Source organism: Chryseobacterium sp. C-71 (assembly GCF_020911865.1).
GTDB lineage: Bacteria > Bacteroidota > Bacteroidia > Flavobacteriales > Weeksellaceae > Chryseobacterium.
The window spans coordinates 2,251,623-2,266,868 of sequence record NZ_CP087131.1 but is presented as its reverse complement, the minus strand read 5'-3'; the positions used below and the strand labels follow the sequence as shown (position 1 = coordinate 2,266,868).

Genomic DNA, 15,246 nt, shown 5'->3' with positions numbered 1-15,246 from the left:
GATATGAAAAAATCAATTCAGAAAGTGAATGAAGTTTTAAAACAACAATGAATGCGACAGATATCTTTTAATGCCAAAATTTTCTACCAGAAAAATACTTGTAAAGCTATCAATCTTAAAAATATAACATTATTGTAATGAGTAGTATTTTGAAAAAATTCTATGTCATTGCATGGGTATTCGGTCTTATATTTTATTTTTTAGATTACGTGATCAGAGCGGCTCCGGCTGTGATGATTCCTGAATTGGTCAATAATTTTAAAACGACCGAACTGAAACTGATCAGCATGGTGGGTACTTATTATTACACCTATTCTACCTGTAGTTTGATTGCCGGAATTGCTTTAGATAAATTTGGAGGTAAACGCTCTCTTTTTGCAGGCTGTTTGATTTTAGGAATAGGCTGTTTATTATTTTTAATTTCAAGCCAAACCGCCGGAATTACCGGAAGATTATTACAAGGAGCAGGCTGTGCTTTTGCTTTTCCGGGCTGCGTTTATCTTGCCAGTAAAGGCTTTTCATCAAAATCTTTGGCAACAGCCATCGGAGCAACACAATGCATCGGAATGTTGGGTGGAACTGCCGGACAATTTTTAGTAGGACCTTGGGTGGAAGAAGGAATTAATATCAACAGTTTTTGGCTTTGGTCTGGAATTATCACCATTATTACAGCTGTTTTGCTCTACTTTTTTACTCCTAAAGATGATCAACCAGTAGAAATGGAAGAAAAACCACATCAATCTGTTGGATATTTAGAAACGTATAAAGTCGTTTTTAAAAACCCACAGTCTTGGCTTTGCGGAATTATTTCAGGATTACTTTTCGCACCAACTACCATTTTTGCAATGACCTGGGCGGTTGCTTTTTTCGAAAAAGATAAGCAGTTTCTTTTCCGTGATGCAACGATTACCAGTGCGATGGTTGCTTTTGGTTGGGCTTTTGGTTGCCCGTTACTAGGCTTTATTACCGATAAAATAGGTCGCAGAAAACCTGTTTTGGTTGGTGGAGCATTATTGATGATTTTAAGTTTTCTTCAAATGATTTACCTTCCGGATTTGTATGCTGCAAAAATCAGTATGTTTATTTTTGGAGTAGGCTCGGGTGCGGCGATGATTCCGTATTCTGTGATTAAAGAAACGAATCCTGATTATGTAAAAGGAAGCGCTACGGGAGCAATCAACTTTATAACTTTTGGCGTCACAACTTTACTGAGTCCGGTTTTCAGCAGATGGTTTGGGAAAAGCTTAGATATTTCTGCCGGAAATTTACATTTTGAGCAATCCGTTTTATTTTGGGTTGCAGGAATTGTGTTGGCGATTTTAATTTCATTTTTACTGAAAGAAACCGGGAGCAAAGTCAAAAATCAAATGGTCGCTGTTTAAATAATTTGAATACGACTATTTTAACTAAACTTTGCGCTCAAGTGTGAAGTTTTTATTTTTTATAATTATCTAAGTTTTATCTTTGTTTTAAGAATTTAAAAATGAAAATTATAAGAACATTAGCTTTGTTTTTAAGTCTATTTGTGACAAGTTTTGCTTTTGCACAATATGATATAGAAGATCAGGAAGAGACGGTGCTTCTTGAAAACAATAAGACTATTTTAAAAATAAATATAAAAGAACCTTTTCTGCAGGTCGCTGTTAAAAACTGTAAGGATTTTAAGGCGGCTTCATATCCTGACGGCATCAGCGTTTACAAAGACACTTTGAGGAAGTATATGTACAATTATCTAAACTCTGAATTTTATGTCTTGAATGGTGATTTTACATTTACATTGACCATTGATCAAACAGGTAAGGTAATCGATGTTGAAGGTTCTCCCAAAGTAAACAACAGTCAGGTCTTCTTTGAAGATATGAAATATGTTGTTCGCAGAATCAACAAAAACTGGATTCCTGCAAGTTGCAATGGACAATCTGTTACATCAGAGGTTAAAATAAAAATGAACTTTTCATCAATAGCGACAGATTTATAATGAAAAAATATTTATCAGCACCCTTATTATTGTTTTAGGTTTTAAAGGCTTTTCACAAGAGACGTTTATGAATGATTCCCAATATGCATTAAAAAAAGTAAAGGTAAATGGAAGCGGACTACGAAAGATGGTATCCCAATAAGTTCAAAATATATTATAAAAGTTGATTTTAAATTAAATACATATAACCATGATTAGAAAATTATTATTTTTATTAAGTTTTATAACTTCTCTTTTTCAGATAAATGCACAAGTTTTATACAATTATCCGAAAGGTCAAGACTTTTATGAAGGTGGGCGAAAAGGCCTTTTCGAAGATATTCAGCAGATTGTTGTAAAAAATAATATAAAACCGTGCGAAAAAACAGAAGCATTATTTATGAGATTTATTGTGTATCCGGACAGTAAAGTAAAGTATGTTGCTGATGATGATACAAATGCCGTTGAAAATAATAAGTGTTTGAAAAGTAAAGTGTTGGAAGTAATAAAGCAGACTAATAACTGGAAGCCTGCCGAAATAGATGGAAAAAAAACACCGGCTATGTTTTGTACGCTTTTTTCGGATGATTTGTTATTGAATAATAAGTCGGATGAAGAAGATTTCTCAAAACCAGTCTACATCTATAAAGATAAAGAAAGCGACATTATGAAATTCAGAGAGAATTTTGTGAAGTGTTTTGACGTAAACGGTTACCGATCTAGTGCAGATTACTCTTTCGTAATAAATTTTGATGTCGATACAAATGGAGATGCTGGATTCTTTTACATTGAGAATCAATCAAATTTAGAAAAGTTCAACGAAATGGTTGTGAAATGCGCTTCTAATACTAAAAAATCACATTGGAAACCAGGCTACTACAAAGGAGTGGCGGTAAAACAGGTTTTTAGAATGCCAATTAGATTTAATGCGAATTAATTGAATTTTTCTAACTCGTCGATTTAAACTATAATTGTCTTTCTGACATTCTGTCACAATATTTTGTATCTTTGCAAATTCAACGATTTTAAGATTTAATTGTTTTTTTAGTTCAAATTTTATTGAGTAATTAGCTTTAAATTTTAAACCTAAAACAGACTATAGTGCAAGAAAAATATATAGACGAAACCAAGCAGGGAGAGGCTTTTGCTATTGCAGAAAAAACCGGAAATTCTAAAAAACTCTTTTTAGAAAGCTACGGCTGTCAGATGAATTTTTCAGATTCTGAGATTGTTGCTTCTATTTTGAATGATCAGGGTTACAACACGACACTGAAAGTTGAAGAAGCAGATTTGATTTTATTAAATACATGTTCTATCCGTGAAAAAGCTGAGCAGACCGTGAGAATGCGTCTTGCACAGTTCAAAAATCTAAAAAAAGAAAGACCCAACATGACCGTTGGTGTTTTAGGTTGTATGGCTGAAAGGCTCAAAACTAAGTTTTTAGAGGAAGAACAATTGGTCGACTTAGTTGTTGGTCCTGATGCTTATAGAGATTTACCCAACCTTTTAAAAGAAACCGAAGACGGAAGAGATGCCATCAATGTAATTCTATCTAAAGAAGAAACATATGCTGACATCAATCCTGTTCGTTTGGGCGGAAATGGTGTAACAGCTTTTGTGACGATCACAAGAGGTTGCGACAATATGTGTACATTCTGCGTGGTTCCTTTTACAAGAGGTAGAGAAAGAAGCCGTGATCCGCACTCTATTTTAGAAGAATGTAAAAGTCTTTGGGAAAGTGGTTATAAAGAAATCACGCTTCTCGGGCAAAATGTTGATTCGTATCTATGGTACGGTGGCGGTCCGAAAAAAGATTTCGCAAAAGCATCAGAAATGCAAAAAGCCACAGCGGTTGACTTCTCTAAACTTCTCGATTCGGTTGCCAAAGCTGTTCCTCAGATGAGAATCAGATTCTCAACTTCCAATCCTCAGGATATGAGTTTGGATGTATTCAGAACGATGGCAAAACATGATAATATCTGTAATTACTGCCATTTACCGGTTCAAAGTGGAAGCAACAGAATGCTTGAAGCCATGAACAGACAACATACCCGTGAAGAGTATTTAGAATTAATAAGAAAAGCGAAAGAAATCGTTCCTGATATTTCGTTTTCTCAAGACATGATCATTGGTTTTTGTGGTGAAACTGAAGAAGATCATCAAGATACCTTAAGCCTGATGAGAGAGGTAGAATATGACTATGGTTATATGTTCTCTTACTCCGAAAGACCGGGAACTCCGGCTCACAAAAAAATGGAAGATGATATTCCTGCTGATGTTAAGCAAAGACGTTTAGCAGAAGTAATTGCTTTGCAAGGGGAATTATCAAGAAAAAGAATGCAGGGTTACGTAGGAAGAGTTCACAGTGTTTTAATTGAAGGAATTTCTAAGAAAAACAAAAACCAATGGAAAGGCAGAAACTCTCAAAATGCAGTTTGCGTTTTTGATATGTTGGAAGGTCAGAAATTGGGTGACATTGTGGATGTTTTTGTTCACGGTAATACGCAAGGCACGCTTTTAGGGGAAACAGTGGAATAATTTTAAAGTTTTAAGTCTTAATTTTAAATTTATTTTAAATAGTTAATGAGCGATCTGCAATCAAAAGAGCTTCTTCAGAATATTTCTGCATTATTAGAAAATGCCAGAAAGAAAGTCGCCGTTGCTGTGAATCAGACAATGGTGCTGACTTATTTTGAGATTGGTAGAATGATTGTGGAAAACGAGCAGAATGGTGAAAATCGTGCAGAATACGGAAAAGCTCTACTCAAAGATTTGTCATCTCATTTAACTGAAAGGTTTGGAAAAGGGTTTTCGGTAGAGAATTTAGACAGGATGAGATTTTTTTATAAAACGTATTCTGAACAAATTTCGTCAACACTGTTGACGAATTCTCAAAACCAGATTTCGTCAGTACCTTCTATGAATTTAGAAAAAGAACGAAAACTGTCCGAATCCTTAAAAATCAGTAAGATAGCATCTATTGATTTCAATCTTTCATGGTCGCATTATCTGAAATTGATGAGAATAAAGGATGTCAATGAGAGAAAATTCTACGAAATAGAAAGCTTTAAAAATAACTGGAGCTTGAGAGAATTGCAAAGACAATACGATTCTGCATTATATACAAGATTATCTTTAAGCAAAAATAAAGAAGAGATCATTCAGCTTTCAGAAAAAGGACAAATTTTTGAAAAGCCAAAAGATCTTATCAAAGATCCTTACATTCTAGAGTTTCTTGGTTTAAAAGAACAATCAAACTATTCTGAAAATGATTTAGAAACTGGCTTGATTGATAAATTAGAACATTTTCTTTTGGAATTAGGTACAGGTTTTACATTTGTAGCGAGACAAAATAGGATTACTTTTGATGAAAAACACTTTAAAATTGATTTGGTTTTTTACAATAGAATCTTGAAATGTTTTGTTTTAATTGATTTAAAAATTGGTGAACTAAAACATCAGGACATCGGTCAAATGCAGATGTATGTCAACTTTTATGATAGAGAAATAAAGCTAAATGACGAAAACAAAACTATAGGAATTATTCTTTGTCAGGATAAAAGTGAAGCTTTGGTACGCTATACGTTGCCGGAAGATAATGAGCAGATTTTTGCAAGTAAATATCTTACCGTATTGCCAAGTAAAGAAGATTTTATCAAGATTTTAGAAGAAAATTAAAATAAGATTTACAATTATTATAAACACACAATGAAAAACTTATTCCTCTTCATATTACTAATACCTCTGCTGATGAATTGTCAGACAGAAAAAGCAGTTTCAAAATATCCAAGCCATGTAGGAAATATAGAGTTTGATGAAAAGCTAGATGATCCCAATTTTAAAAGGTGTGGAGAAAATGAATACGCTTATCAATACTATCATGCATCAGAATCAGGAATTCCATATGAAGGAGAAAAGTTGGACATCATCAGAAAACTTGAAAAAGAAAATATTGCATCTTCAAAATCGGTAAATGGCTACATCACGGTACGTTTTGTGGTCAATTGTGAAGGGAAAACAGGAATTTTCAGAATGCAGGAAATGGACGAAAATTATATTGAGAAAGAATTAGATAAAAAACTTTCGGATCAGCTTTTTACTTTTACAAAAAGTTTAAAAGGTTGGCTTCCAACAGAAATTCAAGGCAAGAAAATAGATTACTATCAACATTTAACCTATAAAATTGAGAATGGAAAAGTTTCAGAAATATTACCTTAGCCTTCTAATTCTCGTAGTTTATTCTAACTTACAGTCACAGGTAAATTGTAACGTCATGCAAAGTGACGATTGCAAAAAAGCTTGTGAATTATATAATTATTGGGGAGAGTATCAAGGTTTTAGAGAATCTCAGGAAGGCTTTGATAAAGCGATTGCGCTATGTTCAAATTTTTCAAATGCTTATATGGAAAAAGCTGTTCCATATTTGAAAAACGGTGATTTTGTTACCTGGAGAGTACTTATTGATAAAGCTGTTGAGCTTGATCCCAAAATGCACCTTGGTTACCGTGGATGGTGCAAATATCAGTTTTTGCGAGATTACAAAGGCGCAATTGCAGATATTGAGGCTTTAGAGAAAATTTATCCTACAGGATATTTAGGGTATTCTGCCAATGGCGATTACGAATTGCACGTTGCAAAAGCTATCTGTTATTCGGCTTTAGGACAAAAAGAAAAGGCGATTTCTATCATAGAAAATCAGTTGGCAAAAAAGGAACATAATGTTGGTTTGTTCGATTATTACCAATTGGGTGTAACTTATTTTGAACTCAGCAAATACGACAAAGCTTTAGAAAACTTCGAAAAACAAAGCAAACAATACGATTTTGCCGAAAATATTTATTTTAAAAGTAAAGTTGCTAAAATTCGAAACAAAGATTATTTAGATTTAAAAAAGATGGCTTTAAAAAGCTACGATGAAGGTAAAAGCATGAAAGATGGGTACACACATCATTTCAACAAAGTTTACAGAGCAGAAATAGAAGAACTGTAAATTTTAAAAATCTTTAATTTTTTAATCTTTAAATCAAGAAAATGGCAGACTTACAATCTATAAAAGCACGCTTTGGAATTATCGGAAATTTTCCGGCTCTGAATCGTGCCCTCGAAAAATCTATACAAGTGGCACCTACCGATATTTCCGTTTTGGTTATCGGGGAAAGTGGTGTGGGGAAAGAATTTATCCCGAAAATTATTCATTCAGAATCGAAAAGAAAACACCAACCGTATATCGTTGTCAACTGTGGAGCAATTCCTGAAGGAACGATTGATTCCGAACTTTTCGGGCATGAGAAAGGCGCTTTTACAGGAGCAACAGCGACCAGAAAAGGATATTTTGAAGTCGCAGACGGTGGTACAATCTTCCTTGATGAGGTGGGTGAATTGCCTTTACAGACGCAGGTTCGCCTGTTGAGGGTTTTAGAAAGTGGCGAATTTATGAAAGTGGGTTCTTCGCAGGTTCAGAAAACGAATGTGAGAATCGTTGCGGCTACTAACGTCAATATGATGAAGGCGATTCAGGATAACAGATTCCGTGAGGATTTGTTTTATCGTTTGAATACCGTTCAAATTGATATGCCCGCTTTGAGAGAAAGAAAAGGAGATATTCATCTGCTTTTCAGAAAATTTGCAATCGATTTTGCCGAAAAATACAGAATGCCGGAATTGCAGCTCGAAGCTAGTGCCGTTCATTATATCGAAAATTATACTTTTCCGGGAAATGTGCGACAACTGAGAAATTTGGTAGAGCAAATGACGGTTGTAGAAACCGATAGGAGTGTAACTGTAGCAAAATTGACAGAATATATTCCTATGGATTCTCATCTGCCAATGGTCGTTAATCATCCCAATACGCAAAAACAGTCCGATTTCGGAAACGAAAGAGAAATCATGTACAAAATTCTCTTCGATATGAGAAATGATATTAATGATTTAAAATCCTTAACTTCGGAATTGATAAAAAACAGAGGAACTTCAGACTTAAGCAATCAGGAAAAGAATTTGATCAATAGAATTTATACGCCTGAGCCACAGCAAAATGCAAGCCCTAGCTCTTTGTTGTTTTTTGAAAATAATAATAACCAAAACGTTCAAACTCCGACGATTATTTCAAATTCTGACGACCATTACGAAGATTTTGAAGACATCGAAGTTGAAGAAAACAGACCAGAATCCCTGTCGCTTCAAAACAATGAAAAAGATTTGATTATCAAGGCGTTAGAAAAACATAATGGAAGGAGAAACAGAGCTGCAGATGAGCTCGGTATTTCGCAAAGAACTTTATACAGAAAAATAAAACAATACAACTTAGAAGACTAAATCAATAAACATTAAATCAAAAATTATGAACGTAAACTTTACCGCAAAACCAATCAATTTTAAATTAGGAGAATACCTGAGCAAAGGTTTTGAACTTTTGAAAAAAGATTTCGGAAACATTTTTGTAGCTTTTTTATGCTGCCTTGTAATGGGAATTATTCCATTCTGCGGAATGTTGGGAGCTGGAAATTTCTATCAGTATCTGAGAAAGGTAAATAGAGGTCAGCAGGCAAGTCCGAGTGATATTTTTAATTTCGATAAATTCATGCCTTACTTCATCATACAGTTGATTTTGATCGGTGGATTTATGCTGATATACATTCCGTTTTTGATTATGATGCCTGCGATTGCATATACTCAGGGAGATGATCCTTCTCCGTGGATTGCTTTTGTGATGTTTCCTTTTATGGCAATCGTTTATATAGTGCTTCTGTATCTTATGTTGAAAGGGTTTTACATTCCCGCATTGATTTCTTTAAAAGATGTAAATGATGTTAAAACAGCCTGGAATGCTTCAAAAGTGATGACTAAAGGTAATTTGCTATCAATATTCTTGTTCTCACTTGTATTGGTTATAATAATGTACGCCGGTATTCTTGCCTGTGGTATTGGTTTGTTTGCTACAATGCCTTTTGTTTATGTGGCAAACTTTTTTGCTTATGAAGATGCAATGAGCCAGATTGAGCGTGATGAGATTTCAGAAATAGGAATCCAGGAAAAATATTAAGATTAAAAAAAGTTACAATGAGTCAGTTTAGAAACCTCTTTCTTTTAACAATTTGTGTCGGATTTTTAAATTCGTGCTACACATTTACCGGATCGTCATTGAAAGATGAAAAAACGGTGCAAATCAATGAATTTCCGAACAATGCACCCTTGACGAATCCTACTTTGTCACAGCAGTTTTCAACAGATATTCAGAACAGGTTTTTACAGAGAACGACTCTTAAAGGAACAAAAGAAAATCCGGATATTTTAATTGAAGGTGAAATCACAGATTACACGATTACACCTACTACAATCAGTTCTACTACCCAAAATACTGCTGCGGGAGTTATTCAGGAGTCACAGAATAAGTTGACGATCACGGTGAAAGTACATTACGAAAATAAATTGCATCCCGACTTGAGTTTTGACAGAACCTATTCTGATGAAGCAGTTTTCAACAGCAGCTTGTCTCTGAATGCCATAGAAACATCTCAGGTGAAAATTGCGACAGACAGAATTATCAATAAAATATTTAACGACATCGTAGCGAATTGGTAAGATGATAAATACTAGAGTTTTAGAATTATTAAAAAATCCGAAAAATATTCAGTCAGAAGATCTCCATCTTTTGAAAGAGGAAATTAATTCTTTCCCCTATATTCAAAACATCAGAGCGCTGCATCTGTACGGTGTTCATCTGTATGACAAAGAAAATTATCAGAAAGCACTTTCTGCAACGGCTGCGTACACTACAGATAAAAAAATACTGTATCAGCTGATTAATGGTAAAATCCAAAAGATTAAGCCTGAAATAATTACAGAAAAGCAGGAAGTAATTCCGGAAAAAACAATTGAAACTCACATTGTAGAAACCGAAGAGACTGTAGAAATTAAAATTCCGGAAGAAGAAATTTCGGTAAGAAAAGCTCCTAAAAGTTTTGCGGATCATGATTACGAAGCTGCTTCTGAAGGATTACTTACAGATCAACCGGAAATAAAACATTTGGTTGTAAACGGTGAACGCAACAGGATTTTATTCGATGGTGAAGAAAACTTTCTGGATGAAGATAATAATGAAACAATTGACCTTGAATCAACTTTAGAATCGGGAGTAATTGTAACTCATAAATATGTTTCTAGCCAAAATAATTTGGATGAATCTGCCAAAGAAGATGCAATTGTTGCTGAAGAATTAGCAGGAACTTCTTCTGAAACGATGATTGATGAAACTCCAGTTCCGGAAACTCAGGTTGAAGAAATCACCGATAATGCTGAATTAAATTTAGAAGAAATTGTACCTGAATCTGATTTAAACAAGACTGAAGATACTGTAGAGGTTCCGAAGTCAGAGGTTATTATCAATGAAAATAAAATCGATTCCGAAAAAGTTGCTGAAAAAGTCAATGACGAAAGCGATATAAGCTTCCAAAAAGTTGAATCTTTCCCAGCAGAAACAGAAATTTCAGCGGATGAAACTATTGAATCTGATTTAAACCAGACTGAAGATACTGTAGAAGTTCCGAAGTCAGAGGTTATTATCAATGAAGATAAAATCAATTCCGGAAAAGTTGCCGAAAAAGTCAATGACGAAAGTGAAATAAGTTTCCAAAAAGTTGAATCTTTCCCAGCAGAAACAGAAATTTCAGCGGATAAAACAATTGAGTCTGATTTAAATGAATCTGAAGAATTTACAGAAGTTTTAAATCCGGAATTAATTATTGAAGAAGACAAAATAGAATCTGAACAGGTTGCAGAGAAGATAAATGATGATGCTGAATTAAGTTTCCACGCAACAAATTCTTTCCTTCCGGAAGTTAAGATAGAGTCCAATAAAACCACAGAAACGCTACCATCTGAAACTCCAAAATCGAATATCAACAAGCATGAGGACGAAATGCGCCGTTTGATAGAAGAAGTGGAGAAAAGGATGAAAGCAAATAAAGAAAATGCTCCGGAAAAAGCGCAAGTTGAAGAAGAGGAAATCAGCCACGATATCAGTTTTGCAGAAACTCAGGCATTTCATGTAGGCGAAGAGCAAAAAGTTGCTGAAGAAGTGGTGGTGAAAGCTGCTGAGTCAATCGTCGAAGAGAAATTAGAAGAAACATCTGAGTACAATATTGAAACTACAGAAGAGGTTTCAGATACAGAAACGGAAAAAGAAGCCGTTTCCGCATGGAAACCGATGACTTTTGAGACCAGTCGCCCTGATTCTTTATTAAATAAGCCCGCAGAAGTTTCTCAGCCAAAAGAAGAAGTTCAAAAAGCTGAAGAAACTCCAAAACCTGAACCTATAGTAGAAATTCAAAAAGAAATTCCGGTGGAAGTTCAATCCAAACCTGTTGAATCTACTGAAGCCTCAAATGATTCAGAAGAAATTGAAAACGAAGAAATTCAGGTAGAGCAAAATAACGATGCTCCGGTAATGAATGTTTCGTTCTTCGGATCTGGGATTGCAAGTTTAGGGCAGTCTTATAAATCTGATCAAAAAGAAAAGGCAGACGCTAAAGAACTGGAAGATAAAATAGCTCAGCAAAAAATCGACGACAGCAATGTTCCCGGATTTATCAATACATGGCAAAGCTGGTTGAAAATCGATCGAGTTGAAGAAACGCCAGTAGACAAAACGGAGATCAAAAATAAAGTCATTGAGTCATTCATTGAAAATAATCCGAAAATCAGTCAGTTAAAAGATGAGGTCAACTTCGTTGTCAAAGAGAAAACAGACGACATTTCCCATCTGATGACCGAAACTTTAGCGAATTTGTATATCGAACAAAAACTATATTCAAAAGCGGTCAATGCCTTCTTAATTTTGTCTAGTAAGTTTCCGGACAGAAAAGAATACTTCGAAGAAAAAATTCAGGAAATAAAGGATAGCAGAAGTAAAAATTAAATTAAATTAAAACGGCAGAAGTGAATTTCTGCCGTTTTGCTTTTTATACGTTTGTTGAACTTAAATCTTTCTTACTCTTCAATTTTCGCCAGGCTTTTCGCCCAAAAAATATAACGAGAATCAAAGTAATGACAGCGAAAATTGCAGCTATAAAAGGTGCTGCCATTGCTAAAATCGCCATAATTCCTGCTCCGGCTGTTTCCGTAGTTCCAACGACCGAGTTTCCAAGTCCGCCTGTTGTTGCGGTAGATGCAGCCCGAATTCCTGCAAAACCAGTACTTATTGTTGCAGCTGTTCCGCCACCAGCAATCAACGCCAAAGCCCACTGCGGAAACGTCCCCAGCTCGGTAAACTGGCTTGCAAATAATATGGAACCCGCAACTGTTGCCATCGGTATCGAAATCGTGTCAAGTAAATGATCTACAAAAGGAATGTAGTATGCTAAAATCTCAGTAATCATTGCAATTCCGGTGGTGATTAAAGCGGGCAGGCTCGAAAGCCATTCAAAACTTTCACTCATAGGAATCCAATGGAAATAGGAAGCTAAACTTACCGCAAACATTGGTAAAAACACTCTGAAACCTGAAGCTGCCGCCAATCCGATACCAATAAAGGCACTCAGGACATAAGGTAAATAGTGAACTTGATCTAACATTTTATTCGTCAATTGTTTGCTTAAAGCTACAAAAAATTATAAAATCTCAACCGGAATTTATTTTGTAAAGATTTCAATGTAACAGAAATGAAAAACTGCTTGATTTGCTCAATATGCGAGAGAAAAATAGAAATTATCAGTTTCAGCACAAAAAGAAATCTGTGCGATCTGTGGGAAATCAAGCTTAAGCTTTCTTCTGCGACTGACACAATTTGATAAACTGCGCTTCAACCTCCTGAAATTTCTCAGGCATTTCAGGAGAAACCCAAAAAAGCATCGCCGTAGTTTTTTCGCCAAAATATTCTTTAAACAAATCTTTATTCAGACGATAGCATTCTCTCAAAAGTCTTTTGATACGGTTTCTGTGAACAGCTTTTTTAAAATATCTCTTAGAAACAGAAACTCCCAATTTTACGTTATCTGTCACCAGATCTGGATGATTTTTCAGAATAATAATTCTCAGATTTCCACTGTTTTTCCATTTGCCTTTTTCGAAAAGCAAAGTAATTTCATCCTTTTTTTTGAGTTTTTCCGCTTTCGAATATTTAAAGTTCTGCATCAGCCTTTTTCACTAAATTATTGATGACTTCCGCAGCCGCATACAATCCGAAGATTGCAGGAATAAAACTGATGGTTCCATAGAAAGATCTTTTATAATTGCTTCCGTCGGTCATTTTCAAGCTGTCTTCATCTTGAATTTCGCTTGAAAAAACACATCGGATACCTTTGTCTATCTTTTCTTTTTTCAGTCTTTTTCTTACCTGTTTAGCAAGATGGCATTCTGCAGTTTTGTGAATGTCTCTCACCAATACTTTCGAAGGATCAGATTTCCCGCCGGCTCCCATTGAGCTTACGATTTTGATTTTTCTTCGCTTGGCAGCAATGATTAAGCTTACTTTTGGAGTGATGCTGTCGATACAGTCTAAAATATAATCAAATTTTCCTCCATCTAAAACTTCAGCCATCCTTTCCGGATTCAGAAACTCGTTGATCTTCGTCAATTCAAGTTTCGGATTAATGTCCATCAATCTTTCTGCAACGACTTCTACTTTATGTTTTCCTACGGTTGAATGAAGTGCAGGAAGTTGTCGGTTAATATTGGTAATATCTACGGTGTCGCCGTCAACGATGGTCATTTTTCCGATTCCGGCTCTTGCCAGAAACTCGGCAGCGAAAGATCCTACGCCACCTAAACCTACTACGAGAACAGTCGCATTATTTAAAATATTAATGCCTTCTTCTTTGATCAGAAGCTCTGTTCTTTCCAGCCAAAACTTATCCATTTTTTATCGTATCTAAATTTTCTACAATCTGTTGTTGAAGTTGTTCTAAAGAGATTTTCTTTATTTCTGAGACTTTCTGATATAATTCTTTAATGTCAAAATCGTCATTATCAGTTTCTAAAAAGAGCTTGTCTAAAGGAACAGTTTTCAAAGTATCCTGCAAAGATAGATGATACAAAACAGCTTTCCCAAAACTCAGATAAAAATTATTCTTCAGAAGATCATCTGCAACAGGTTGTTTTTTATTAAAACCATGAATAATCATCGGCTGTTCAGATTTTTTTCTGAACGAAATAACTTCGTAAAACTTCCGTACACAATGAATAATCAGAGGTTTTTTCAACTCATTGGCCAACTGAATCTGTTTAAAAAAAATCTCCTCCTGAATTTTTATGTCCACGGAAACTAATCCGTCCAAACCACACTCGCCGATTGCAAAACAATTTTCTGTAATGATAGATTTTAACCAATTCAATTGATTTTCAATATTTTCAGGTTGAATGTCTTGCGGATGAATTCCTGCAGAATAATAAAAATCCGGTGGAGTTTTTTCAATGTCTAGATTGTAAATTCCGTAATTAATATTTTTCTTGTGATGATGAAAATCAAAAAAATCCATATTCAAAAATACAATAAATAAAAGTTGAGCAAAAATTATTAAACGTTCGTTTATTAATATGTTAAAAATTTCTTAACTTTACTAAAAACGACACATGGGAAAAAAATTCACAGACAAGCAAATTCATATTTTAAATATTGCTGAAGAGTTGATTGCGAGAAAAGGCTACGAAGGAACTTCGGTAAGAGATATTTCTTCCAAAGCCAAAATCAATGTAGCAATGATTTCATATTATTTTGGTTCAAAAGAAAAGATGATGTCTTATCTTTATCAATACCGTGTTTTGAAAACGCGAGAAAATTTTTCTGAATTTGCCGACACCATCAAAGACGGAAAACCGGAAATGCAGATGAAAGAAATGATTAAATATATTGTTGCTCAGCTTTTTAAATACAATTATTTCCACGGTTTTGTGACTCAGGAATTGCGTCATACTGAAAACCTGAAAGACGAACTTCTCGATTTTTATCAGTTATTTGTCAAAAAATTGGATGATGTTATCAAAAAAGGCGTGACTTCAGGAGTTTTTACTTTTACTCCAAAACCTGAAGATATCTTGACGACTATTATTGGGTCTACCCTGTTTGTGATTCGAAATAAAAACTTCTACGAACTCTATGTTCCTCATAAAGATGATGAAACCTACACCAAAGAAGCCGAAAAAAAGGTAAGGATGAATCTTTTGATGAATGTTTTTGCAGTTTTGGGATACGCAGCTGACTAATTTTGCGTTAAATAATCATAAAAAAAAATCTTTTAGCAAAAAAGTTATATTTTTGCAAATTAATAGGTCGGTAAAACCGAAAACTGTTGAAT

General features: G+C 34.7%; 16 protein-coding genes. 12 read left to right on the top strand and 4 right to left on the bottom strand.

The window, feature by feature from the left end; genetic code table 11:
- Positions 1-137 precede the first annotated feature (137 nt).
- The 11 genes from LNP04_RS10330 (at position 138) to LNP04_RS10280 (ending at position 11,873) form a co-directional block, all read left to right on the top strand.
- A complete protein-coding gene (locus tag LNP04_RS10330) occupies positions 138-1,382 on the top strand; it encodes an MFS transporter (protein ID WP_229982897.1) in 1,245 nt (414 codons plus the stop codon).
- A 101-nt stretch (positions 1,383-1,483) separates the two neighbouring features.
- Complete coding sequence (locus LNP04_RS10325) at positions 1,484-1,978, top strand: hypothetical protein (RefSeq protein ID WP_229982896.1); 495 nt, start codon at positions 1,484-1,486, stop codon at positions 1,976-1,978.
- Between the two features lie 190 nt (positions 1,979-2,168).
- Complete coding sequence (locus LNP04_RS10320) at positions 2,169-2,894, top strand: hypothetical protein (RefSeq protein WP_229982895.1); 726 nt, start codon at positions 2,169-2,171, stop codon at positions 2,892-2,894.
- A 164-nt stretch (positions 2,895-3,058) separates the two neighbouring features.
- Positions 3,059-4,495, top strand: a complete 1,437-nt coding sequence (gene miaB, locus LNP04_RS10315) for a tRNA (N6-isopentenyl adenosine(37)-C2)-methylthiotransferase MiaB (protein ID WP_229982894.1) — start codon at positions 3,059-3,061, stop codon at positions 4,493-4,495.
- 45 nt (positions 4,496-4,540) lie between these two features.
- Positions 4,541-5,635 (top strand): YhcG family protein, encoded by a 1,095-nt coding sequence (locus tag LNP04_RS10310; protein ID WP_229982893.1) that lies wholly within the window; start codon positions 4,541-4,543, stop codon positions 5,633-5,635.
- A 72-nt stretch (positions 5,636-5,707) separates the two neighbouring features.
- The gene (locus LNP04_RS10305; RefSeq protein ID WP_229982892.1) at positions 5,708-6,175 is read left to right on the top strand and encodes a hypothetical protein; all 468 of its coding nucleotides are present in this window, start codon (positions 5,708-5,710) and stop codon (positions 6,173-6,175) included.
- On the top strand, positions 6,147-6,947 hold the full coding sequence (locus LNP04_RS10300; protein ID WP_229982891.1) for a tetratricopeptide repeat protein: 801 nt from the start codon (positions 6,147-6,149) through the stop codon (positions 6,945-6,947). Before LNP04_RS10305 ends, LNP04_RS10300 begins: the two co-directional genes overlap by 29 nt.
- Positions 6,948-6,988: 41 nt before the next feature.
- Complete coding sequence (locus tag LNP04_RS10295) at positions 6,989-8,272, top strand: sigma-54-dependent Fis family transcriptional regulator (RefSeq protein ID WP_229982890.1); 1,284 nt, start codon at positions 6,989-6,991, stop codon at positions 8,270-8,272.
- A gap of 25 nt (positions 8,273-8,297) precedes the next feature.
- Positions 8,298-8,999 carry a hypothetical protein gene (locus tag LNP04_RS10290; protein WP_229982889.1) on the top strand — a complete coding sequence of 234 codons (702 nt, stop codon included), beginning with the start codon at positions 8,298-8,300 and terminating at the stop codon, positions 8,997-8,999.
- Between the two features lie 17 nt (positions 9,000-9,016).
- A complete protein-coding gene (gene lptE / locus LNP04_RS10285) occupies positions 9,017-9,538 on the top strand; it encodes an LPS assembly lipoprotein LptE (RefSeq protein WP_229982888.1) in 522 nt (173 codons plus the stop codon).
- A 1-nt stretch (position 9,539) separates the two neighbouring features.
- Positions 9,540-11,873: a hypothetical protein gene (locus LNP04_RS10280; RefSeq protein ID WP_229982887.1), complete on the top strand. Its 2,334-nt coding sequence runs from the start codon at positions 9,540-9,542 to the stop codon at positions 11,871-11,873.
- A gap of 43 nt (positions 11,874-11,916) precedes the next feature.
- Here the strand turns inward: LNP04_RS10280 and LNP04_RS10275 are convergent, their stop codons facing one another.
- The 4 genes from LNP04_RS10275 to LNP04_RS10260 form a co-directional block, all read right to left on the bottom strand.
- On the bottom strand, positions 11,917-12,528 hold the full coding sequence (locus LNP04_RS10275; RefSeq protein ID WP_229982886.1) for a DUF4126 domain-containing protein: 612 nt from the start codon (positions 12,526-12,528) through the stop codon (positions 11,917-11,919).
- 184 nt (positions 12,529-12,712) lie between these two features.
- Positions 12,713-13,087, bottom strand: a complete 375-nt coding sequence (gene rnpA / locus LNP04_RS10270) for a ribonuclease P protein component (RefSeq protein WP_229982885.1) — start codon at positions 13,085-13,087, stop codon at positions 12,713-12,715.
- Complete coding sequence (locus tag LNP04_RS10265) at positions 13,074-13,811, bottom strand: ThiF family adenylyltransferase (protein WP_229982884.1); 738 nt, start codon at positions 13,809-13,811, stop codon at positions 13,074-13,076. Before LNP04_RS10265 ends, rnpA begins: the two co-directional genes overlap by 14 nt.
- A complete protein-coding gene (locus tag LNP04_RS10260; protein ID WP_229982883.1) occupies positions 13,804-14,430 on the bottom strand; it encodes a TatD family hydrolase in 627 nt (208 codons plus the stop codon). Before LNP04_RS10260 ends, LNP04_RS10265 begins: the two co-directional genes overlap by 8 nt.
- Positions 14,431-14,524: 94 nt before the next feature.
- On the opposite strand from LNP04_RS10260, the gene LNP04_RS10255 reads away from it, so the two are divergent.
- Positions 14,525-15,154 (top strand): TetR/AcrR family transcriptional regulator, encoded by a 630-nt coding sequence (locus LNP04_RS10255; protein WP_229982882.1) that lies wholly within the window; start codon positions 14,525-14,527, stop codon positions 15,152-15,154.
- The last annotated feature ends 92 nt before the right edge of the window (positions 15,155-15,246 follow it).